The organism is Shewanella halifaxensis HAW-EB4 (assembly GCF_000019185.1).
GTDB lineage: Bacteria > Pseudomonadota > Gammaproteobacteria > Enterobacterales > Shewanellaceae > Shewanella > Shewanella halifaxensis.
Genome location: NC_010334.1, coordinates 937,451 through 959,209, shown reverse-complemented (window position 1 = coordinate 959,209; position 21,759 = coordinate 937,451). Strand labels below are relative to the sequence as shown.

Here is a 21,759-nt window from a genome sequence, read left to right as displayed (position 1 = left end):
ATTAGATCAGATCCCTTTGAGTTGCGGTCTCGGCCTGCGCTTCAAGACTTAAGCCTTCGGTCTCGTCGATAAAGCGGATCACCTCATACAGATAATCTAACTTACCGGTGGCGATATAAATTTGCTTCTCGCTGTTGGGACGAGTCAGATAACCCAGCTCCACTAAGCGTTTAAATACCAGCTTTATCTGGGCATCCACGTTAGTACTGGTAGAGCCAAATAGGCGGTAATGACTGATTTTTGCTAACTGCTCACGAAACGCAGGGGTATCTTCGATACGGGTTTGCAGCTCAGTTAAACGCACGGCGACGCCTTCAGATAGCGGCGCATCTTGACCACTGCCCTCTTGCACCAGCACTAACCACTCCACCAACGGAATAAGCGCGTTACAGATATCTTTAAACTGCGATGAGATCACCTTACGCTCGCTATCACCTAGCTGTTGATAACCACAGAAGAACACTTCACCTTCGCCTGCCGAGCCGATGGTGCGGTTGATCTGATTCAGATACTGCTCAACATGTTCACGAGTCGAGGGGCTTTTCAGTGCGCGCCAGCCGTCTTCATCTGTAGTGCGACAGATAAACTGACCTTTAAGCAAACGTTCAATAAGGGCGCTAGTGCCAACGATAGTGGTTTCGGTTGCTTGGCTCATTACACGGCCTCCTGAGTGCGTCGCTGATTAAGTTTTTCGGCGATAGGATTAACTTGAGGCTTAACCACCTGCAGTTTCTTGGTTTGTTTATTGATGATGTAACGGTTAGCAAATAAGCTCAGTACCTCAGACTCTGGATTCGGGAACGCCCCCAGCACCGAGATATTGTTGTTCTCACAGGCATCGAAAATCTTCTTCACGTTACCATGGTGCAAAGTCCCTAGCTCATCGATAGGCCAGTGAATGGTTACCTCGGCGCGACCACGTAGCAGACGGGTAAACGCCAGCAGGAACTTACACAAGATCAGGTACGCCATACCGTGACTCGATGATTCATTTAGCTGTCTATCGGTGCGAATAACCAGATCGCTATTGCCCTCTTTGAGACGCAGCTCAATTTCAAGCAGCTTAGCGATACCACCTGACAGTGCAGCTCGGCCGATAATGTCTAACGCGCGGCGCATGCTGTTGGTGTAATCTTCCCCCGGCAGGTCGTTAAAGCCGTCTGCTTTCCAACGCTTAAAGGCTTTTACAAACTGCTCCAACTCAGGCCAGAACTCTAGCTCACTGATGCGCGAGCGAATTTTAACTGCAGATTCTGATACGCCATCGAGGAACAGCTCTTCACCCACTTCACGGGTAATGCGCGCACTTTGCGAGGCGATGCGGCGGTCGATATCGGCGAGTACATCATAAAAAGCGGTCAAGTCGACACCAAAAATACGCCCCTGCTCACGCAGCGCCATAATTGACTGCGGTACCATGACGTTAAGCAGCTGCTCAAGTTGTGGCACTAGTTTGCGGTAATCAAGAATGCGGATGCCTTTGTCATTAACAAAGCTTGATTCTTCACGGGCACGCTCCCAAGTTTCAGATAAGCCTGAACCAGACTTGCTGGCAATAACCGAGTCAAAATGCTCAACATATTGCTTCACCGAGCCCATCATTGAATCACGCTTTAGCAGCTGATCTTCACCTTGACGTAGTCGCTCAGTCAAACTGCCTTGGGCATCATCATTACTGGCTGGTAACTTAAGCTCACTCAGTTTACGCATCACGCTGCGCAGCTTAGTTAAGTTCTCTGAGGCTTCAATTTGCACCACATCCGAGCGCTTACGCTCACCATCGAGCTCATTACGCTTAGCTTTAACTTCGTTGGCCTTACTCTTTAGCTGCTGCTCTAGATCTAGGCTGGCGTGTTTTACCTTACTGAGCTCTGACTGCAACTTAGGCTTACGCTTAAGCCAAGTGTGTTGGTACCAGTCTTCATAACGCAGTACTTCGCTGCGGCGCTGCTCCGCCTTGCTGATACTACTCTCGAGGGTGCGAATTTCTGCCTTAAGGGCGACGATTTTCGCTTCGTCGACGCCACGAGATTTAAGCTCGTTTTTGTACCACTGCTCACAGGCCTTTTGCTCGCTTGCAGCGTGGTCACGACGGCTCTGAATATTACTCTTAACTTGGTTTAGCTGACTGTCTAAGGCGCCAACCACTTCTTGCCAGTAAGCATTCTTTTCCATGCGCGCTTCAAGCGCTTGCTCTTTTTGCTCTTCGAGCCACTCTTGCTGCTGGCCTTGTAGCTGCTTGATATCGCTGTCGATACGAGCCAGTTGCTTTTGTGACGCCGCTTTACGCTCGTTTAGTGCAAGGTTTATCTTCTCCTGCTCGGCGCGCTTGTCATCAAACAGGCGGCGCAGGTCATCACGGCTATTCTTATAGGCGGTGCGGGCAAAAGTCAGCTCACGCAGTAGTTTATCGAGCTCGGCGTTGCTGGTAACCAAGGACTCTTCGGCTTCGGCCTGCAGCTCTTTAGCGCTAGCCAGCATCTCCTTGGCATTTTCATGCTTCACTCTCAGCTCTTGCTCTGAAGCTGCATACTCTGGCGCGTCAATGGCTTTTAAGTCCAGCGCGATGCCATATAGGGCTTCGAGACTTTCAGCATTCAGTTTGTCAGCAATCAGACTTGGGTGTAGGTCGCTACGGTGCAGTAACTCAGAGTTAATCACCTTACCGAGCGTGTTTTCCCAGCCAGTGGCCTCTTTGCGTAGAAACTCAAGCAGAGTGTGCGACTGTGGGAACAAAATATGAGTCAGCTCTTCAAGCTCACTTTGGCGCTCGGTAACACGAATACCAGCCACGCGCAGACTTTCGTTGGCCTGATCGCGCTTAGCTCGAAGCTTACGCTCTTCACTTGTTAGACGATCCACTTTAGCGTTGCAGGCTTCTTGCTCTTCGTCGGCGCGAGAGATGCGCTCATCGAATACCGCAAGCGCCAGCTTTTCCTCTTCTGAGTAAGTCACGCTGTCGACACGCACCTTTAGCTCGGCGGCATTGACCTTAAGCTGATAGGCTTGCTCGCTAAACTGCGCCTGACCTTTCTCGGTCGACTCACGCCACTGCGCTTCCAGCTCTGCTAGCTCGCTGCGGCCAATCTCTCTTTGCTTATCGCGCGACTCACGTAGGCTATCTTGCTCTTGATGCAAGTTTTCTAGCTCACGGTTAAGGCCTTCACCAATTTTACTGCGGCGAGCATTGTAAGCCGCTTCAATATCTTGATGCTTCTCGGTTTGCAGCTTATGACGCTCAGTTAGGTTCTCTAAACTGCCGCGCCAGCTCGGGAGCTGCTCTAGATCTAATTTAGCCTGCTCGATATCGGCATCTTGGAAGCTAGCATGCTGATCTTCAATCGAGTCCAGCTCATGCTCACATTTGGCCACGTCACCTTTGGCAGCCGACAAGTCTAAGTTAAGCTCATCGCGCAGCTCTTTCCACTCATCATCGAGTTGACGCAGCTGAGCATTAAGGGCTTTAGAGAGGTCTTGATGATGCTCTTGACGTTCAATCTCTGTAGTTTCATCTTTGCTGTAACCACGGCGTAGACTGGCAAGGCGTTGCTCGGTGCTAAGCAGTTGGTCAAACTCCTGCTCTAGCTTTTCAAACTCAGGGCGAATTTGCTCAAAGCCTTGGATTAGTTGGCTCTCGCGGATCCAGGCTTCGACCCGTTGCGGATTTAAGCGTGAGCTTGGCGGATTTACGCCATCTTCCTCTAGGATGGCCGCGATCATCGACTTGATCGTCTCCATCTTGCCCTCTTTCGAGTGCACCGCTTTAGCCAGCTTTTCGATATGACGCAGCGAGTGTTCCGCTTCACACAGTGAGAACTGACGCGCATAGTTACGCAGCTCATTACGATTACTACCCGTGCTTAACAGGGCACGGTCATTCTGGATAATGGCGCGATATTCGCGGGTATTGAGTAGGTTAGTCACCGCCACACCAGCGCGCTTCATCTCACGGCCAAGCTCAGCCATGGTAAAGCACTGAATGCTATCGCCTTGCTTGGTTTTGATGTAATCGTCTAGCTCAAAGCCTTTTGCGATAAAGCGGTAGTTAACGCCTTTGCCGTCGCCAGCAGAAGCCAGTACCGCCTGATAGGCTAGACCATCTGACTTGATATATTCATAAATAATAAAGCTTGAATCATGGGGCAAGTACCAGCGCTCGAAGCTGTCACGGGTTGATGGCACCACTCGACTCGGGTATTCACCATAAAAAACGGGGACCAGACGCTGCAAGGTGGTTTTACCCGATGCGTTAGTGCCGCAAATATTGGTGTGGCCATCCAGCGCCAGTTCTACCACGCCCGGTAGGTGAGTATCGATAAGTATGATGCGATTTAAGCTTGGCATTGCATTCCTTAATCCAAACAGAGCCGTAACGGTAAGCACGGTGGGCTTACATTAAGCTATAGGTGTCAGGTCTAATGTTAGGTCTATAAAAGTTTTGATGGTCACTAAATTAAAGGAAAGCGCTACGCTTGGCAATTATGCCAAAGTGACTAAAGCGGCGGTTTCTGTAACCAAATATCAGAAGCGAGATCATACGCCATTTTTAGGCATTTTGATGCTCAATCAATCGGCAGTTAACAAGCGACACTTGCAGCCAATAACTTTAGCCTTATCAAATAAAGAGCTGAATAAATTATCGAATAAAGAGCCCAAGAAAAAGCCCATCTCACTATTGATGAGATGGGCCTAATTTTGCTTTGATTAATTAGCTGAACTTTAGAGAATTTTCGGCTTTTAAAACTAATAGTCCTAAACGCTCAATGGTCTCGCAGCAATGACCAAGGCTTAAGCCTGCGAGCCTTGGGTCGCTAACACTTGCTGCTTAGCAAAATATTTGCGGGTCTCTTTTAAGATCACATGCCTTAGACCAATAAGTGCAATCAGGTTAGGAATAGCCATTAGACCGTTAACGGTATCGGCTAACATCCAGATAAAATCCAGATGAATAAAGGCGCCACCAGCGATTAACCCTAAGAAGGTAAATTGATAGATTTTGACTCCCTTCTCACCAAGACGGCTACCCGTTAGATAATACCAGCAGCGCTCGCCGTAGTAGTTCCAACCTAAAATAGTGGTAAAGGCGAAACAAACCAAGGCGATGGTCACCACATATTGACCTACAACCACTGAACCACTCGCCGCAAATGCCGCGCTGGTCATGGCCGCACCTGCGGTATCCCCACTCCAAACGCCGGTAATAATCAGCACTAAACCTGTCATGGTACAGATCAAGATAGTATCGAAGAAGGTTCCCGTCATGCTCACAAGACCTTGCTCAACCGGTTCGTTAGTCTTAGCCGCTGCAGCGGCAATGGGCGCGCTGCCTAGGCCCGACTCATTGGAGAACACACCGCGAGCAATACCAATTTGCAACGCTTGAGCAACCGTCGCACCTAAGAAACCACCCGCGGCAGAGATAGGTGTAAAGGCTGAATGAATAACCAACTCAAACGCTGGAATGATCTGATCACTAAAGGTAAACAGTACCCACATACAGGCTAATACGTAACCGATTGCCATGCTAGGAACGAGTTTTTGCGCCACGTTAGCGATGCGTTTAACGCCGCCCAGTGTTACCGCTGCAACCATAAGAGTTAGCACCACGGCGGTGACCCAAGCTGGAATTTCAAAGGCAATCGTCATGGCATCACTAATGGCATTGACCTGAGCAAAGGTACCAATACCGAAAAATGCGACACCGACACCGAAGATGGCGAAGATTTTAGCCAACCACTTAAGGCCTAGACCGCGTTCGATATAATACATAGGGCCGCCGGCAATATTACCGCGAGCGTCAGTGGTGCGGTACTTTACCGCTAGCATACATTCGGCATACTTGGTTGCCATGCCAAAAAAGGCCGCTAACCACATCCAAAATAGTGCCCCTGGACCACCAATTTTAATCGCGGTGGCGACACCCACAATATTACCGGTACCAATGGTTGCCGACAGCGCGGTACATAGCGCAGCAAAGGAGGACAAGTCACCTTTGCCAATTGCGGGTTTAAACAGTAAACCCAGTGCCATAGGTAATTTGAAGACTTGGATCAATTTCAGTCGAACAGTGAGATAGAGGCCGGTTCCAACCAATAAGCATAGGGTGATAGGTCCCCAGACAATGGCATTGATATCGGCTAAAAGCGCGTGAAAATTCATGGTATTCCTCGAGTATTAAACAACAAAACTCTCTAATTAAGAGTTATTAATAATCGGAGGAGGAAAAGAAATGGCTGTTGCAGATCACTGACGTATGCAACGAGCGATAGAGTCCACCTAGCTTCACTAAACGTGATTTAGGCAGAAAAAGGCGCAGCGACAAACGACAGTGACTTTATGTAGTTAATAATAACTAACACAGTCATCCTCTCCTCTGTCCTTTTGCCTGAGCGTTTCGCGTAAACTCAATGATAGAGTTTGCACTTTCGCCTTCGGCGCTGTGTGACAATTAAGCTTACGAACACTTATCTGCTCACAGTCTCTCCAGAGGCTCGTCCAGTAACAGTCCTCACCACCATGTGGCACCTGAAAGAGTGCTTTGTTAACGCGTTAGCAATAACAAAGTTGCCTCGTCGGTGTGGGGTTACTCCCCACTCTCCTGCTACCTTCATCCGAACGGATCCCAATCCTTGTCTCACCATTAGGGTCAGCAAGCGATAGGGACAGATAGAATGCGCCCTCGGCGCGCTTGCAGCAAGTGAGCTTAGTCACATTTTTAACACTAGCCATTTATTTGCACGCTTTTAACTCAAGTTGGTGCAATTTCGTTCTAAAATCCAAATCTCAAAATCTGGCACTTAAAACTAAAAAGCCACTTAAGCAAAATTGCGTTAAGTGGCTTTAACTAGAATTAACTGTAGTGACAGTGTTTAAGAGAATGCGATTCTGCGCCCCTCATAGGCATCAAACATCTGCTGCGCAGGCTCATCTTCATATGGACGCAGTCCGCTCATCACTAGCGTTTTGACACCAGTGCCCACGACGGCATCACCGCTGAGTAGCTCAAAGGTTAGGGTCACATCACCGCGCTTGCCTTCGATCTCAAGCTCTTGCTTAACCAGTTTCAGGCTCACCTCGGTAAAATCGAGCGTGGTTAAGTCAAACGACATGCTCTCGTAGATCACCAAAGGGCGAGCTGGATTAATCATCATCTGATGTTGTTTCATCATCGGCACCAGAATGTGCATGAAGTTCAGCCCAGAGAACGCCACATATTTACGAATAAAAGACTCTATCTGGGTCTCGCAATGACGTACATCACCACTGCTATGTACTTTGAGATAGCACTTATCTTTGTCATCTCGAATATCAAAGTCTTCTTTTACCGCATCTGGAAACTGCAGTTTGACACCATCACCCACCATACCGGCAAAGTTAAAGGTCATTTTCTGGCTTAAGCCATATTCATTCAATACTAAGGCAAAAAGCAGATCTCCTGGCACACAAAAACGCTTAGCGGCTACATCGTGGATCGGGTTGAAATCTTGCGCAACGATTTTGGCAAAATCACTCGCCTGCTGAGGAGTGATGGATACAGATTGATTTTCTTTTTGAAAATAAGAACTTAAAAACATATTCACTCAAACATCTAATTAGCCATAAAAATGACTCGACAGTGTATACCAAGATTTGATTTTGACTCACCCGATGACTTACTCCCCCATCGTGGTCTTTGACATAGTTGAGCGTTAACAAATGTAAAGATTTACACCATTAAGTTAATTTCAAGCATCGAAGGCTAAGATCTTGTTGAAAATGAGAATGAATAGCATTAAGATTCCGAGAAATTATTCGAAGCCTATACCCAATTGGGAGTTTCTATGTCACACCGTAAAACGCTATCTTTAAGTTTACTTTCAACTGCACTGCTCACTGCGCTTTCGCCTCAAATAATGGCACAGGAGTCAGACTCTCAGGCGACCATGGAGCAGATAAGTATCTTTGGTAAGCAAAACCCACTCAATACCGTTCCTGGTAGTGCATATAAGATCAATCAAGCCGAGCTAGATACCTTCAAATACACAGATATCATGCGCACACTCGCGAGTATCCCAGGCGTGTATATTCAGGAAGAGGATGGCTACGGGTTAAGACCGAATATTGGTATGCGTGGCACAGGACAAAACCGCTCTGAAAAAATTAGCATTATGGAAGATGGTGTCTTAGCGGCGCCAGCCCCCTATGCCTCCCCCGCCGCCTATTACTTTCCAACGCCTGGCAGAATGCAATCAATCGAAATTCTAAAAGGTAGCTCGACCGTTAAATATGGACCAAGAACCACAGGGGGCGTGATCAATATGCTCTCTCGTCAGATCCCAGAGGAGGAGCTAGCAGGCAAACTCGATGTTGCTGCAGGCCAAGATGGCTTCGGAAAGCTCCATGCCTATGCCGGTGGTCAGGGAGAACGAGTCGGTGCGGTAGTAGACTTCTATCGCTATCAAGCCGATGGCTTTAAACATATCAACGGAGTCGGTGGCGACACCGGCTTTGAGAAGAATGATGCACTGGCAAAAGTGAGCATTCGCTCCGCAGACGATGCCAAATATGCGCAGGTGCTAGAGTTTAAGCTGAAATATTCAGATGAGGTTTCAAATGAAACTTACATGGGATTAACAGATAGCGATTTCGAAACGACACCCTATGCTCGTTACTCGGCCTCGCAAAAAGATGTGATGAACACCGAACATAAGCAGTTGCAGATCAACCATATTATCGACTTTAGCAACAACCTTACCCTAGGAACCACAGCCTATTACAACGATTTTGCCCGCAACTGGTATAAAGCCGATCAAGTCGACGGGCTTAAACTCAATAAAGGTGGCATCGAAGCGGCCTCTGCATTTGATAAAAATCCATCAACGGCGCCAATGGATGTACGCGTTAAGGCGAATAACCGTAGCTATATTTCACAGGGGATCCAGACTGAACTTAACTGGTATCTCGATAGCCATGATCTGGCCTTTGGCGCTCGCTATCATGAAGATGAGATGGATAGATTCCAGTGGGCCGACCATTATAATCTAGACTCGAATCAGGTGATGACATTAACCGAGAGTGGTATCCCCGGCAGTGACTCTAACCGCGTAGATAGCGCAAAAGCCTTGGCGCTTTACGTTCAGGACAAGATCCAGCTAGGGGATTTCAACATTACTGCAGGAGTTCGCTACGAAGATGTTAAGACCAATCGTACCGACTGGGGTAAAGAGAACCCAGGACGTGACGGTCAGCCAAGCAAAGATATCGACAATAGTTTCTCGGCAACCTTACCTTCACTCTCGGCAACCTACCAGATAAACAGCGAGTTCTTAGTGCTAGCTGGCGTTCAGAAGGGGTTTGCGCCTGCTTCTCCCGGTAATTCCGATAAAAAAGAGGAGCAGAGTTGGAACTATGAGGCCGGCGCCCGCTATAACGCTGGCGAGCTTAGTTCAGAGGCGATCTTCTTCTACAGTGATTACAGCAATATGCATGGTGAATGTACGGCATCTATCGGTTGTGATGATGACAATATTGGTAACCAATACAATGGTGGCGAAGTCGATGTTAAGGGATTGGAGTTTAGCCTAGATTATAGCTTTAACACTCAAAACGATATCAGCTTTCCAGTGAAGCTTGCCTATACCTACACAGATGCCGAGTTTGCTAATAGCTTTAAGTCTGATTTCGACCCATGGGGTGATGTAACGAAAGGAGATAAACTTCCCTATATCGCTGAAAATATGTTGTTTGCTTCAGCTGGTGTCAAAGTCGACAGCTGGGAGCTTACTGTTGCAGCCCGCTACAGCGATGATATACGCACCAAAGCTGGCCAAGGTGAAATTGCGCAAGAGGATCTAATCAAAGCGAAAACCATTGTCGACTTATCTGCCCGTTATTTCATCAGCGAATCGCAGGAGCTTTACCTCACCGCTGAAAACCTATTCGACGAAAAATATGTCACCTCAAAAGTCCATGGTTCCAACTTTGTTGGCAAGCCGTTGACCGTGTCAGTAGGCTATACATATACATTTTAATCCAAACAAAAAGGTGAGCATTAAGCTCACCTTTTGTCACTTGGTGGGAAGCAAAGAAGGTTCTAAGTTCTAGGTGCGAGAAAAAGCCAAGACGGGAAAGGCCGGATAAGAGCCGATAGAGGCTAAGACGACACAAGCCAGAAAAGCAAAACCATATCTAGTTCAATTAATAGGTCATAGTTAATTGGTTATAGTTAATTGGTCATCTGTGATGGGCTAAAGCCCAACCTACATCAAAAATAGTTACAGGCTCTTGACGGTATAGCTGGACGCAGTCAGCTCTAGCCGCGAAGCGTCCTCGCAGCGAGTATACGAGCGCCCTAGGCTTTTTAGATTTTAGTAAGATAGAGTAAAGCCAAAACAATAACAAAATACGGAAATTAACCTGAGCGACTTCGAGTAAAACCATGCCATATAACGGCACAATATAACTTCAGTTCTCAAGCATGCTCTCTGTTGCACCACCGCCGCTTACACAAGGATATGCTAATGCTATATCAGAGTAAATATCACTACTCTTATCAATAAAAACAGTGCTAAATTATAGTTACCAATCGCTTTATCAATGGCAGAGTAATTAATGAATTTTAAAGTCAAAATCCTCGTGACTAGTTTGTTATGTCTTAACATCAGTGGCTGTGAATATATCGACAATATATTGCACCCTGACGATGGTGATGAAGTGATCGTCGATAAAAACTTCAGAAGTGATGCGCTACAACTCGGCTTATCTGATGACACCATAACCCGTTTATGTACAGCGACAAATAAGATTAGCGTTAAATGCATCACCGAACTTAATGTTGAAACAAGTCAACAAGAAGTCAGAATTGAATACGCTTACAACGATGTTATTCAGAAAAATAATTACGCCAAAAGCACGGTTGCCAGCCGAGTTATTTTTCATCTTCCCGCAGACGGTGCCACTGCCAATATTGAATTTGAAAATAGCCGAGCTTACCAGTTCAATGATGGTTATCAGTACACATGGCAGGAACCCTCTGATTTTGCTACCGCTGATTTGGTAAATGATGCCAAAGAGTCAATTGCAACACTCGCTAATTTTTCTGTGACAATTCGTGTATCTGATTCTGAGCTATCAAATATTTCAGCAGCTTCAATAAGTAATGATGATTACTCATTAACTCAAGCGCAAGATTTGATTAATGTAGCCAACACAGTGTTATTTCCCGAATTAATCGTCAATGTCACTAGCAGCGAACCAACAGTGCCTACTGATGCATCATTTGCGATGTTTACTGCGGGTCATCGCGCTATTTTAGCTGATTATTCTTCTGTTTTTTCAACCGCGATAGAACAAAGCTGGTTCTAGGTTCTAAGTTCTAGGAAAAGCAAGGTTCAAGCTAAGACGGGAAAGGCCAGATAAGAGTCGATAGAGGCTAAGACGACACAAGCCGGAAAGCAAAACCATATCTATCTATTTCAATTGGTAACACTTTTGCCTTTCTTTATCCTAGTACCTGCTTTTCCTAGAGCCTTCTTTAATTGTAGGTCGGCATTTATGCCGTCATTCTTGATGGGCTAAAGCCCAACCTACATCAAAAAGCAGAGCCAAACTAAAACAATAAAAATGGATGTTAAGATGAACATAGACGTGCTCCACGAAGAGGCTCCCGCAATCTTTGATGCCTTGGTCGATGGCGTTCGGCAGCATAACTTTGCCCATATGGGACCTGAATCCTCCAAGCCGCTAGCGGTTGTGGCTCATGATGGTGATAATAATGCCAGTGGCAAGTTGATTGGCGGTGTCGCGGGGTGCACTATCTATGACAACTTCTTGATTAACGTGGTGTGGGTCGATGAAAGCGCCCGAGGCACAGGACTTGGTCGCGATCTTATGCAGCGAGCCGAAGTTGAAGCCAAGCAGCGAGGCTGCACCATGGCACAACTCGATACCCTCTCCTTTCAGGCACCGGTTTTTTATCAAAAACTCGGCTTTGAAATTATCGGTACTGTGCCAAGCACAGCAAAAAGTCCAGAGCGCTATTTCTTATTGAAGAGGTTTTAAAAATTAAAAGAAGGACCTAGGTTCTAGGTCCGAGGAAAAGCAAAGACGATATAGGCTAAGCCGAGAAAGACCGGATAAGAGCCGATAAAAACAAAGACGAAGAAAGCCGGATAAACAAAACCATATCTATCCAATCCAATTGGTAACACTTTTGCCTTTCTTTATTCTAGTACCTGCTTTTCCTAGAATCTTATTTTAATGTAGGTCGGCATTTATGCAGTCATTGCTGATGGGCTAAAGCCAAACCTACATCAAAAACAACTGCAGGCTCTTGACCGTATAGCAGGACGAAGTCCGCTCTAGCCGCACAGCGTACTCGCAGCGAGTGTACGAGCGCTCTAGGGCTTTTAGCTTTTAGGACCTAAAAAACTGAAGCATAACAACTAAGACAAAACTGCTGCGCTGCTCACAAATCGCACATCCCACAACCTGCACCTTCACCTCCACTCTCGCCAAAAATCTCGTTTGGGCGTAGACTTGCCGCCCTTTCAATTTTGATTTAGACCCAATGAAACCAGACCCGATGAAACAGCGCCTTCTCAATTGGGCACCAGTATGGTTACTGGCTCTGACCGCCTTCGTTTTTGTCTCAACTGAATTTGTCCCGGTAGGCATCTTAGCCGCCCTCGGCCAAAGCTTTAATATGAGCGCCGTCGCTGTGGGTCCCATGCTTACCGTGTATGCCGCCGTAGTTGCGCTGGCATCTCTGCCTGCAGTGCTATTGTTTGCCCGCTTTGAGCGTAAAAAGCTGCTGTTAGGAATAATGGCGGTGTTCATCATCAGCCATGGGATCTGCGTCTGGGCGCCGAGTTACGACATTCTACTATCGGGCCGCATCGGTATCGCCTTAACGCACGCATTATTTTGGGCGATCGCCCCTGCTTTAGTCGTACGGTTAGCCCCTGAGGGACAAGGCGCCAAAGCCTTAAGTATCTTCGCTACTGGCTGCGTACTAGCGCTGGTATTGGGCATTCCACTCGGACGAGTAATAGGCCAATTAATCGGTTGGCGTAGCATTTTTGCCTTAATCGGCTTGCTCACATTCGCCATGATGTTACTGCTGTGGCGCGGTCTTCCTAATTTACCCGCGACCCATGGCGGCAGTTGGCGCAGCCTGCCCGCATTAGCACGTAACAAAGCCCTGCTCTGGTTGTATCTGTTAACCATGACCCTCGTTACCGCTCACTACAGTGTTTACACTTATCTGGAGCCACTGCTGCAAGAGCATTTTGGTTACTCGGCGAATATCACCACCATGATCTTGCTGACTTTTGGTGGGGCAGGCTTAATTGGTAGTGCGCTATTTAGTCGCTATCAGGCGCGTAATGCTCAACAGTTGCTGATGATCGCGATAGCATCGCTCGGCACTTGCATGGCGATATTACCGTTTATCGCGAGCCAAATATGGCTATTGCTGCCACTGTGTATTTTATGGGGCACTGGTATGATGTTGATGTGTCTGTCGCTGCAATCTAAGGCGTTAAAACTCGCACCCGATGCCACCGATGTGGCAATGGCTATCTACTCGGGTCTATTTAACGTGGGGATTGGTAGCGGCGCCCTGCTTGGCAGTATCGTTGCGGCGCAATATGGCGTCGTTCAAAATGGCACCTGGGCAACCCTATTGGTACTACTGGCTTTAGTGCCGCTGTTCTTTTTACTGCAAGCACGCCGAGCAACACTGGCGGTTCACTAATACCCTTTAATCTATTTACGCTGTGGCCATTTTATAAGCCAGAATGTATTAAGCCACTGTGCATTAATCCACAATGCATTAAATAATGTTGGCTGCGAAGCTTCTGTTTATTAAGAGTTTCGCAGCGAGTTTAGCTCTTTATGCCACAGTTCCCATGAGATAGCTCTTCCAGGAAATGCCACTTTAGCGAAAGGCCAACTCTCTGCCAGCCAATCAATAACGGTTTGATACAGCAGTTCATCTAACTCGATACTGTCGTCTCGAATCCAAAGGTGAACGTCGCAATCATAGTGAGCAGACTGGCTTGGATCTATGTATATAGAGCCCAAGCATTTGTCTTTTGATTTATTAAGCACTGAGTAAGCAAAAGCTTTACCTAAATAAAACTCCTGCTGATGAACTTGCAAGCTCAAGCTATTCTCAGCGAAAGTCATATCACTTCGAGGCCAATCTGATGCTGGGCCAAAAATGCCCTGTAGTCGTTGCTGGCTCGACATGACAGCGTCAAAGTCTAACGCTGCCACTTGATCTTCTAATACTCTGAAGTGAAAGTATGTTGATTCAAAACACCTTGGTGGCTCGAAATTATCGGCAATAAAGGGCTTAGCCACCTATCAGTTTCTTCCACCAAGGCAGTGGCTCACCGCAGTTAGCCACTGGCTGATAGCTTTCTCTCAGCGCAGGCACCTTTACCACATTGGCGCATTGTGGCTCTTCCGCCTTACCCGTATTGCGTTCAAAGTAACCTTGAACCACGCCATCGACAGGCGCCATACGTAAGCTCAATGGCGCACGGTTATTTAAGAAGGCCTGATACACCGCCATCGCGCCGCTACTACCGTATAGCCCCGTCTTGCCGTTATCATCTCGGCCAACCCAAATAGCGGCCACGTTTCGCTCATCGAAACCGGCAAACCAAGAGTCGCGCGAGTCGTTACTGGTACCGGTCTTACCCGCTAAAGTTACATAGGGGAATGCACTGCCCAAACGTCTCGCCGTACCCGACTCTACAACTTGGGTCATGGCATATTTAACCAAGTAGTTACTGGCAGCAGGAATACCCTGTACCGCTTGCGGCCTAGAGGCTGCCAGCGGTTGGTTTTCGGCATTCAATACTGTCGTCACCGAATTTAAGTGGCGATAGCGTCCATCATCGGCAATGGTTTGGAATACCTGTGCGACCATTAATGGCGAACCATTCACCGCGCCAAGTAGCATAGAGGGATATTCAGGGATCTTATCCTTCCAGCCTGCTTTATCTAGCGTTGTTGCCACACTACTCACACCAATCGCCATCCCAAGGTTAACCGTCGGCACGTTCATCGATTTTTTAAAGGCCGTTAACAGTGGCACTTGATCACGGAACTTTTTATCGACGTTCTGTGGTGACCAAGTCTTGCCTTGGCCATTTTTCAGCGTAATAGGTTGATCTTTTAGAGGCGACATCAAATTGTATTGCTTGCCATCACTCAAGGCCGTGGCATAGACAAATGGCTTGATTAATGAGCCTATAGGTCTGCGAATTTCTACCGCGCGGTTAAAGCCTTTATAGCTTGGTACCTTATCGCCCACCATAGCGGCAATGCCCGCCGAATATTTATCGGTCAGTACCATGCCCACTTGCAGGCTTTTATCGTTTTTCCCTAGCTGCTTAAGGGTCTGTTCAACCGCTTTTTCAGCGGCCTCTTGCGCCATAGGATCCAGTGTGGTGTAGACCTTTATTCCAGATTCCTGCAACAGAGCATCGCCATAACGGTTAGCAAGTTCATGCTTAACCACAGAGAAGAACGCAGGCAGCTTTTGATGCACTGACTTGTTGGCTAATCGAAGCCCCAGAGGAGACTCTACCGCCGCTTGATACTGGGTTACATTCAGGTCGCCCGCTTCCATCAGCAAACGCAATACTAAGTCGCGTCGCTTCTGTGCACGCTCAGGGTAACGCCACGGGTTGTAATAAGAAGGCCCCTTAATGACCGCCACCAAAAATGCCTGCTGCGGCACCGTTAGCTCAGCAATTGGGCGACCAAAATAAAACTGCGAAGCTAAGCCCATACCGTGCACGCCACGGGCTTTATCTTGCCCCATATACACTTCATTAAGATAGGCTTCTAAGATCTCATCTTTCTCATAACGAAAATCGATAATGATCGCCATCAGCGCTTCGCGAAGCTTGCGGCTAAGCGAGCGTTCACTGGATAGGAAGAAGTTCTTCGCCAGCTGCTGAGTCAGGGTCGAGCCACCTTGTACAGTACGTCCCGCGCTGATATTCACCATAGCGGCACGAATAATGGCAAACGGATTAACGCCGTGATGCTCATAGAAACTGCGGTCTTCAACTAAGATAAGCGCATTAACGATAGGCTTAGGGATCTTATCGGTCGCCACAAACAGCCTATCTTCACCGTCACCGGTAATAATTCTGTCCAGCAGTACCGGCTCAAGATGGAACACGGCTAACTGGCGCTTATCGCTGCTACGGGCGACCGACACCACACCGTTACTGTCGAAGGTGATCATCACCCTCTGCTCGGCTTGATCCCCTTGAGGGTGCAAAAATGGTCGACGCCATAGATCGATTTTAGTCTTAGATGCTGAAAATTCACCGACTTGACGCGGGTTAGCCACCTTACGATAGCCAAGCAACTTAAGTTCTGACATCAACTGGCCATGGCTCACCGCAGCACCAGGATAAAGTGCCATCGAGCGGCTAAACACCTGTGCCGGTAGATGCCACTTTTGCCCCTCAAATTTTCGAGCAATAATTTGGTCGAGGTAGATCCCATAGGAAGCAATAGCCACAGCTAAAACTAAGCCCAGTTTCCAGCTGATCGACCAGAGCTTCTTGCCCCAACTCACACCCGCTTTCTTTGGAGCTGACTTTTTAGCTCGCGGTTTTTTAGCGGCAATTCTCTTCTTCGCTGGCGCTCTTTTAGCGCCTGTTTTAGGTGTAACTTTATCTGTCATTATCGGTCCGCGACGTGCTCAAGCTTATTGCGAGCTAAACGTCTTCTTTTTAGTAAATTTGGTCGGTTGGGTATTGGCGGGATCATCTGGCCATAAATGCTTCGGATACCTTCCCTTCATCTCTTTCTTAACATGCTCATAGGGGCCTTGCCAAAAACTCGCAAGATCGGCGGTTAACGCTAACGGCCTATGCGCGGGGGACAACAACTCCATCGTCACGATGAGTTTGCCCTGTGCAAGTACTGGGCTTTGTGCCATGCCCAATGCTTCTTGTAGTCTTACGCTCAACAATGCGCGGCCGTTAGTATCATAATCGATTCTAACTTGAGTCCCCGTCGCCATTGGCCAGCTTCTTGGAAGTAACGCCTCAAGTTGCTGCTGCAACTCCCAAGGTAATAAATTAAGCAGCAGAGTATAACAATCTATTTGCTGTAATTGTGCCAAACTGCGCACGTCATCCAAGTAAGGGGCGAGCCAGGTATCAAGGGTATTGAGCAGTGAGTCATTATCGAGAGCTGGCCACGCATGTTCTGGGCAGTATTGTTTGGCTAAGGCGACACGATTTTGCAGTCGCTGGCATTTACTGTCGAAATTAACTAATGCTAAGCCCTTTAAGCTTATCTGCTCTAATATAGCGCCCTTGATTAAACGTTTATCGACGACTTTTATCGCCTCTTTGGTTAATAAGATCTGGCCAACTTTACGCTGTTTTTCAGCGTAAAAACGGCCTTTAACATCGTCCCAGCCGCAATACTCTATGCTATCAACCAATCCGGCTAACTGTGCATCAAATAATTGCTCATTCAGCGATGCAGCAAGATACACCTTGCCCTGACTGCGGCCTTCTGTTTCTTGAAGGTCAGCAACCACTAACCAACTCGCTCCCGCTAGTGCATCGTCATTGGCCAGTTCGACACCACTGCCATTGGCCAATTGATAGCCGCTTACCCCACGGGCCTTGGCGATTCGGTCAGGAAATGCAAAAGCCAGTAACATGGCGATATTATCATTGCTGGCATGGCGCACCGCATCGCTAAGTTCGATATTGCCTAATGCGGCCAGATTTAGCGTGCTAACCCAATTTCGGATCTGCTGGCGTGTCTCGCCTTGAATGGCTTCATTTAGGTAACGGCTAATATCCGCACCTTGCCGGCTACGACTACGCGACTCAAGGGTCGCCGCTAAAATACAGGCCAGTACGGCTAAATGAATATCTTGTTGTTGCTTGGCTTGCTGCTTAGCAAGCAATAACATGTGCGCCAGTCTCGGGTTACACCCGAGCTGGTGCGCAGCGCGGCCGTGGCGAGTGATCAGCCGTGAATCGTTAACCATCCCCATAGTATGAAGTAAGTGCCAACTTACATTTTCATTTACCGCCGATGGCTCGGTAAGCATAGGTAGCTCGCTCAAGGATTTAACTCCCCAATAGGCTGCATCGAGTACCATTGACAGTAGATCACTATGCACAATCTCAGGCTCGTCGGCCTTTAATAACCGCCCATGCTCCTCTTGGCTCCATAATCGAGTACAGAAACCCGCCATAAGACGACCTGCTCGACCCGCACGCTGCGCTGCCGATGCTTGGCTAATTCTTTTTAACGATAAACGAGTGACACCCGTTTTAGGGTTAAAACGTGCCTGACGCTTATAACCAGAATCGATAACCTGAGTAATCCCCTCAATAGTCAGACTCGACTCGGCGACGTTAGTAGCGAGTACCACTTTTCGCATGCCACTTGGCGCGGGAGCTATCGCCAAGTCTTGTGCCTTAGCGCTCAGACTGCCATAGAGCGGGCAGATAATAGACGTCTTTGAGTCTAAACGTGCGCTCAACATGGTGTGTAAACGGTTGATCTCGCCCTGACCAGGTAAAAAAGCCAACAAAGACCCCTGTGAGTGTTGATCAAGACTATTGATGATCACCTTGGCCATATGTTCGAGCCAGTGCCCCTGGTTGGGGACGCTGCTATAACTATGCTCAACAGCAAAGCTGCGGCCTTCACTCTTTAATAACGTGGCTTCTGGCATTAACTCAGACAGAGGTAAGCCAGACAGGGTCGCAGACATGGCGAGGATCTTTAGGTCTTCGCGAAAGCTCGCCTGGATCTCTAGCGCCAGCGCCAAGCCGAGATCTGTTGTGAGGTGCCGCTCATGGATCTCATCGAAAATCACCATCTCGATCCCCGATAATTCAGGATCTTGCTGGATCATACGGGTAAGAATACCCTCGGTAACTATCTCTAAACGCGTATTGGCACTGACCCGCGAGTCACCTTTGACTCGATAGCCCACCTCTTTGCCTAATTCGCAGCCCCGCTGTTTGGCAATAAACTGCGCTACATTACGCGCAGCGACTCGCCTAGGCTCTAGCATCAAAATCTTACCGCTTATCTCTGACCAATCGAGCATATCAAGCGGCAGAGCGGTCGACTTTCCGGCACCCGTTGGCGCTTCGAGGATCACCTGCTGCTGACACTTAAAAGCGTCACGCAGTGGTTGTAGCAGTGCATGTATAGGTAATGAGGTCACGAGAGGGTCTGTTACCGTTATGTTCAAATTCATGTACTCAGTGATAAACCTAAATAAACTTGGTAGCGTCAACGAAGAGCAACACGAATGGACTGGTTCTGATTGCCCACTAGTGTACTCTAAAAGGGGCTATAGACTAAACTGCTAGTATTATCGCAGCATTAAAAATTCAGGAAACCTTGGATGCCTAACAATACAAAGAGCCAAACTAAGCGTGTCTTCTTAGGTTTCTCTCTCGATAGTCTTCAAACCCAGAGCATCATCGCGATTCAGGGCCAACTTCCCAATAGCGTCCGCTTAGTACCTAGTGCTAACCTGCATATGACACTCGCCTTTTTAGGTGCCGCCACCCCAGCTCAAATAAATGCCATTATCGATAGTGTCGATAAGATGAGTCGACCTAAGTTTAGCGTTATGCTCGATAGCTTAAGTCATTGGGAAAAGCCAAAAATTCTCTGTCTTAGAGGTGATGCGACCGATCCAGGCTTACGCCAATTCGCACAGGATGCGCAGTGCATTGCAGCAGAACTTGGCTTACATTGCAGCGAGTATCACTATAACCCCCATATCACGCTTGCACGCAAGACTAAGGCAGAAGTAAGAGGAGTCGACTACCCGCCCTTAATCCTAGCCCCGTCGCAACTGCAGCTGTTTGAGTCATATTCCGGCCTTAATGGGGTCGAATATCCAACACTTCACTGTTGGCAACTCGCTTAAGCCTTTGTCATCGATTCAATCTGAGCTACCCTATGTAGCATTAAGTTCTAGCTATTTGAGATAACCATGGAAACGACCGAAATAACTAAAGCACAACTACTTGCCTTACTGACTTCTTGGAAGCTAGGTGAGATAGATGCCGAAGCGCTACAAAACTGGATGGTGACTCACTACGATCCACCAGAAGTGAAAATTGGCACTGGTGAAGCGGAGTGGACTCAAGAAGCGATGAATATCGTGATGAATGAGTATGAAATTGCCAAAATCGCCAAGTTCAGATTAGACAACGCTCAATACGCCATCGATTTTGTTAATTGCATTGAGAGCAACTTTAATCAGACTAAGCATCTGTTTATTCAAGACGGCTTTAGCGATTAACTTCCAGAGTTTGTTCGGCTAAAAACAGGCGAAAAACAGACAAAAAAAGGCCACCTCTCTCTAGGTGGCTAATCGAAGAACCTTTGTAACAACAGAGCACTCTTAATTAAGATCTTTTAACTTAACTAGTCAGTAATAAGAGCCCTGTCCCCTTGCTGCATCACTAAACAGCAAGTTAACAACCTGTTAAATCTATAGGTATCATAGCTTCTCTCAATTACCTACTGAGAAAATTTGAAATTGTTTGAAAAGTTTTGAATTTGAATCGTTTAGCCATTTATTTCTGTTCAACGTGGCTCAATACCAACTTATAGAGCGATTCAGAATCGAGCACCACGGCCTGTCCGCCACTTTCATCGATCGCATCTACAACCCCCGCCGACTCGACATAGGTGTATAGATAAAATGGAGTCTTGTTGCCACTCGCCCTAATGGATTGCAATAACTTGAGCCCCGCTAACGAGTCGCCGTGACGTCCCATGTCCGAGATCACCGCTTGATAGTGATACATAGATAACAGCATCAAAGCTTCTTCTGAGGTCACCGTGCTATAAACTCCAATCCCCTTTTGCTCAAAAAAGGCTTTTTCTACCAAGTTATTTTCCGGGTGATCATCGACCCACAGTATTCGGCCAGTCGCCCCATTTAGCTCGCTGTAAGCCAACTGCCTTGCGGGGGCTTTATCATGATTTAAACCGTCAACATGCTCGTGACTTGAACCGCTAACATGCTGATGACTTGGACTACTCGCATGCCAAAACTGAAATATCAGACCGATCACCAACAATAACGCGATCAGCGCTTTAGCAAGGTTTTCCCACCAGGCAGATTGATTGGAGGTTTGCGTTTTTTGCTGCAAAGGAGGCTCAGCTGACTGGGCGCTCTTTTCAGGCTCAACTGTTCCTTGAGCGGCATCAGATTCTTGCGCTTGGTTTTGCAGTTCTAACGGAACCGGCGCCACAAGTTGCTTACCCAGCACATGCTCTAAGCGATAACCGCGGCCATGAACCGTTTGAATAAGCGGGCCTTGATAGCCTGCTTGATTAAAGAGTTTTCGAGTATCGGACACAAGCTTAGATAAAGACATATCCGAAACGACAGTCTCTTGCCAGATCTGGCTTAAACAGTCTTGTTTACTGCAGTGTTCAGGGTAGGACTGCGCCAAGATAAGCAACAGAGTGACATTTCGTTCATCGATAGCAACGCTTTGATTGCCGACATGCAATTCAAAAGTTTCACTGTCGATAGAGAATTCACTAAAAGTGAGCTTCATATGCAGAGGAGCCTTTGCTAGTGGTAACCAATAATAAAGTAACAATAGTGCAACAATAATGAGGTTTTAGCAAAGGCTGTTTGCTCGGGCTACTCGAGCGTCCATCGATGGCGTCTGTAAATAAAAACCCTACAAAATGCAGGGTTTACAGTGACTCATGCCG

At 47.5% G+C, this 21,759-nt stretch carries 14 protein-coding genes and 1 riboswitch; of the genes, 6 read left to right on the top strand and 8 right to left on the bottom strand.

Annotated features, from left to right (window positions below):
• Position 1: 1 nt before the first annotated feature.
• The 4 genes from SHAL_RS03950 to SHAL_RS03930 form a co-directional block, all read right to left on the bottom strand.
• The gene (locus SHAL_RS03950; protein ID WP_012275900.1) at positions 2-655 is read right to left on the bottom strand and encodes a condensin complex protein MksE; all 654 of its coding nucleotides are present in this window, start codon (positions 653-655) and stop codon (positions 2-4) included.
• Positions 655-4,344, bottom strand: coding sequence for an ATP-binding protein (locus tag SHAL_RS03945; RefSeq protein ID WP_012275899.1), 3,690 nt, complete (start codon positions 4,342-4,344; stop codon positions 655-657). The genes SHAL_RS03950 and SHAL_RS03945 overlap by 1 nt, the downstream gene beginning before the upstream one ends.
• 444 nt (positions 4,345-4,788) lie before the next feature.
• Positions 4,789-6,159 (bottom strand): alanine/glycine:cation symporter family protein, encoded by a 1,371-nt coding sequence (locus SHAL_RS03935; protein WP_012275897.1) that lies wholly within the window; start codon positions 6,157-6,159, stop codon positions 4,789-4,791.
• Between the two features lie 204 nt (positions 6,160-6,363).
• A riboswitch (glycine riboswitch) is annotated at positions 6,364-6,497 on the bottom strand.
• Positions 6,498-6,869: 372 nt separating this feature from the next.
• Entirely contained in the window at positions 6,870-7,574 is a 705-nt protein-coding gene (locus SHAL_RS03930; protein ID WP_012275896.1) for a DUF3581 domain-containing protein, read from the bottom strand.
• Between the two features lie 246 nt (positions 7,575-7,820).
• On the opposite strand from SHAL_RS03930, the gene SHAL_RS03925 reads away from it, so the two are divergent.
• From SHAL_RS03925 to SHAL_RS03910, 4 genes are all read left to right on the top strand, one after another.
• The gene (locus SHAL_RS03925; protein WP_012275895.1) at positions 7,821-10,010 is read left to right on the top strand and encodes a TonB-dependent receptor family protein; all 2,190 of its coding nucleotides are present in this window, start codon (positions 7,821-7,823) and stop codon (positions 10,008-10,010) included.
• 580 nt (positions 10,011-10,590) lie between these two features.
• On the top strand, positions 10,591-11,343 hold the full coding sequence (locus tag SHAL_RS03920) for a hypothetical protein (protein ID WP_012275894.1): 753 nt from the start codon (positions 10,591-10,593) through the stop codon (positions 11,341-11,343).
• 270 nt (positions 11,344-11,613) lie between these two features.
• On the top strand, positions 11,614-12,039 hold the full coding sequence (locus SHAL_RS03915; RefSeq protein ID WP_041415836.1) for a GNAT family N-acetyltransferase: 426 nt from the start codon (positions 11,614-11,616) through the stop codon (positions 12,037-12,039).
• 523 nt (positions 12,040-12,562) lie between these two features.
• A complete protein-coding gene (locus SHAL_RS03910) occupies positions 12,563-13,735 on the top strand; it encodes a sugar transporter (protein WP_041415835.1) in 1,173 nt (390 codons plus the stop codon).
• 110 nt (positions 13,736-13,845) lie between these two features.
• Here the strand turns inward: SHAL_RS03910 and SHAL_RS03905 are convergent, their stop codons facing one another.
• The 3 genes from SHAL_RS03905 to hrpB are packed head-to-tail and all read right to left on the bottom strand — an operon-like array spanning position 13,846 to position 19,261.
• A complete protein-coding gene (locus SHAL_RS03905) occupies positions 13,846-14,346 on the bottom strand; it encodes a hypothetical protein (RefSeq protein ID WP_012275891.1) in 501 nt (166 codons plus the stop codon).
• Positions 14,339-16,699 (bottom strand): penicillin-binding protein 1B, encoded by a 2,361-nt coding sequence (mrcB, locus tag SHAL_RS03900; RefSeq protein ID WP_012275890.1) that lies wholly within the window; start codon positions 16,697-16,699, stop codon positions 14,339-14,341. Before mrcB ends, SHAL_RS03905 begins: the two co-directional genes overlap by 8 nt.
• A gap of 24 nt (positions 16,700-16,723) precedes the next feature.
• Positions 16,724-19,261, bottom strand: coding sequence for an ATP-dependent helicase HrpB (gene hrpB / locus SHAL_RS03895; protein ID WP_012275889.1), 2,538 nt, complete (start codon positions 19,259-19,261; stop codon positions 16,724-16,726).
• Positions 19,262-19,411: 150 nt separating this feature from the next.
• Here hrpB and thpR point away from each other — a divergent pair, with 150 nt between their 5' ends.
• Positions 19,412-19,945, top strand: coding sequence for an RNA 2',3'-cyclic phosphodiesterase (gene thpR, locus SHAL_RS03890; RefSeq protein ID WP_012275888.1), 534 nt, complete (start codon positions 19,412-19,414; stop codon positions 19,943-19,945).
• A 66-nt stretch (positions 19,946-20,011) separates the two neighbouring features.
• Positions 20,012-20,323: a hypothetical protein gene (locus tag SHAL_RS03885; protein WP_012275887.1), complete on the top strand. Its 312-nt coding sequence runs from the start codon at positions 20,012-20,014 to the stop codon at positions 20,321-20,323.
• A gap of 277 nt (positions 20,324-20,600) precedes the next feature.
• Here SHAL_RS03885 and SHAL_RS03880 read toward each other — a convergent pair whose 3' ends face one another.
• Positions 20,601-21,596 carry a winged helix-turn-helix domain-containing protein gene (locus SHAL_RS03880; protein ID WP_012275886.1) on the bottom strand — a complete coding sequence of 332 codons (996 nt, stop codon included), beginning with the start codon at positions 21,594-21,596 and terminating at the stop codon, positions 20,601-20,603.
• Positions 21,597-21,759 lie beyond the last annotated feature (163 nt).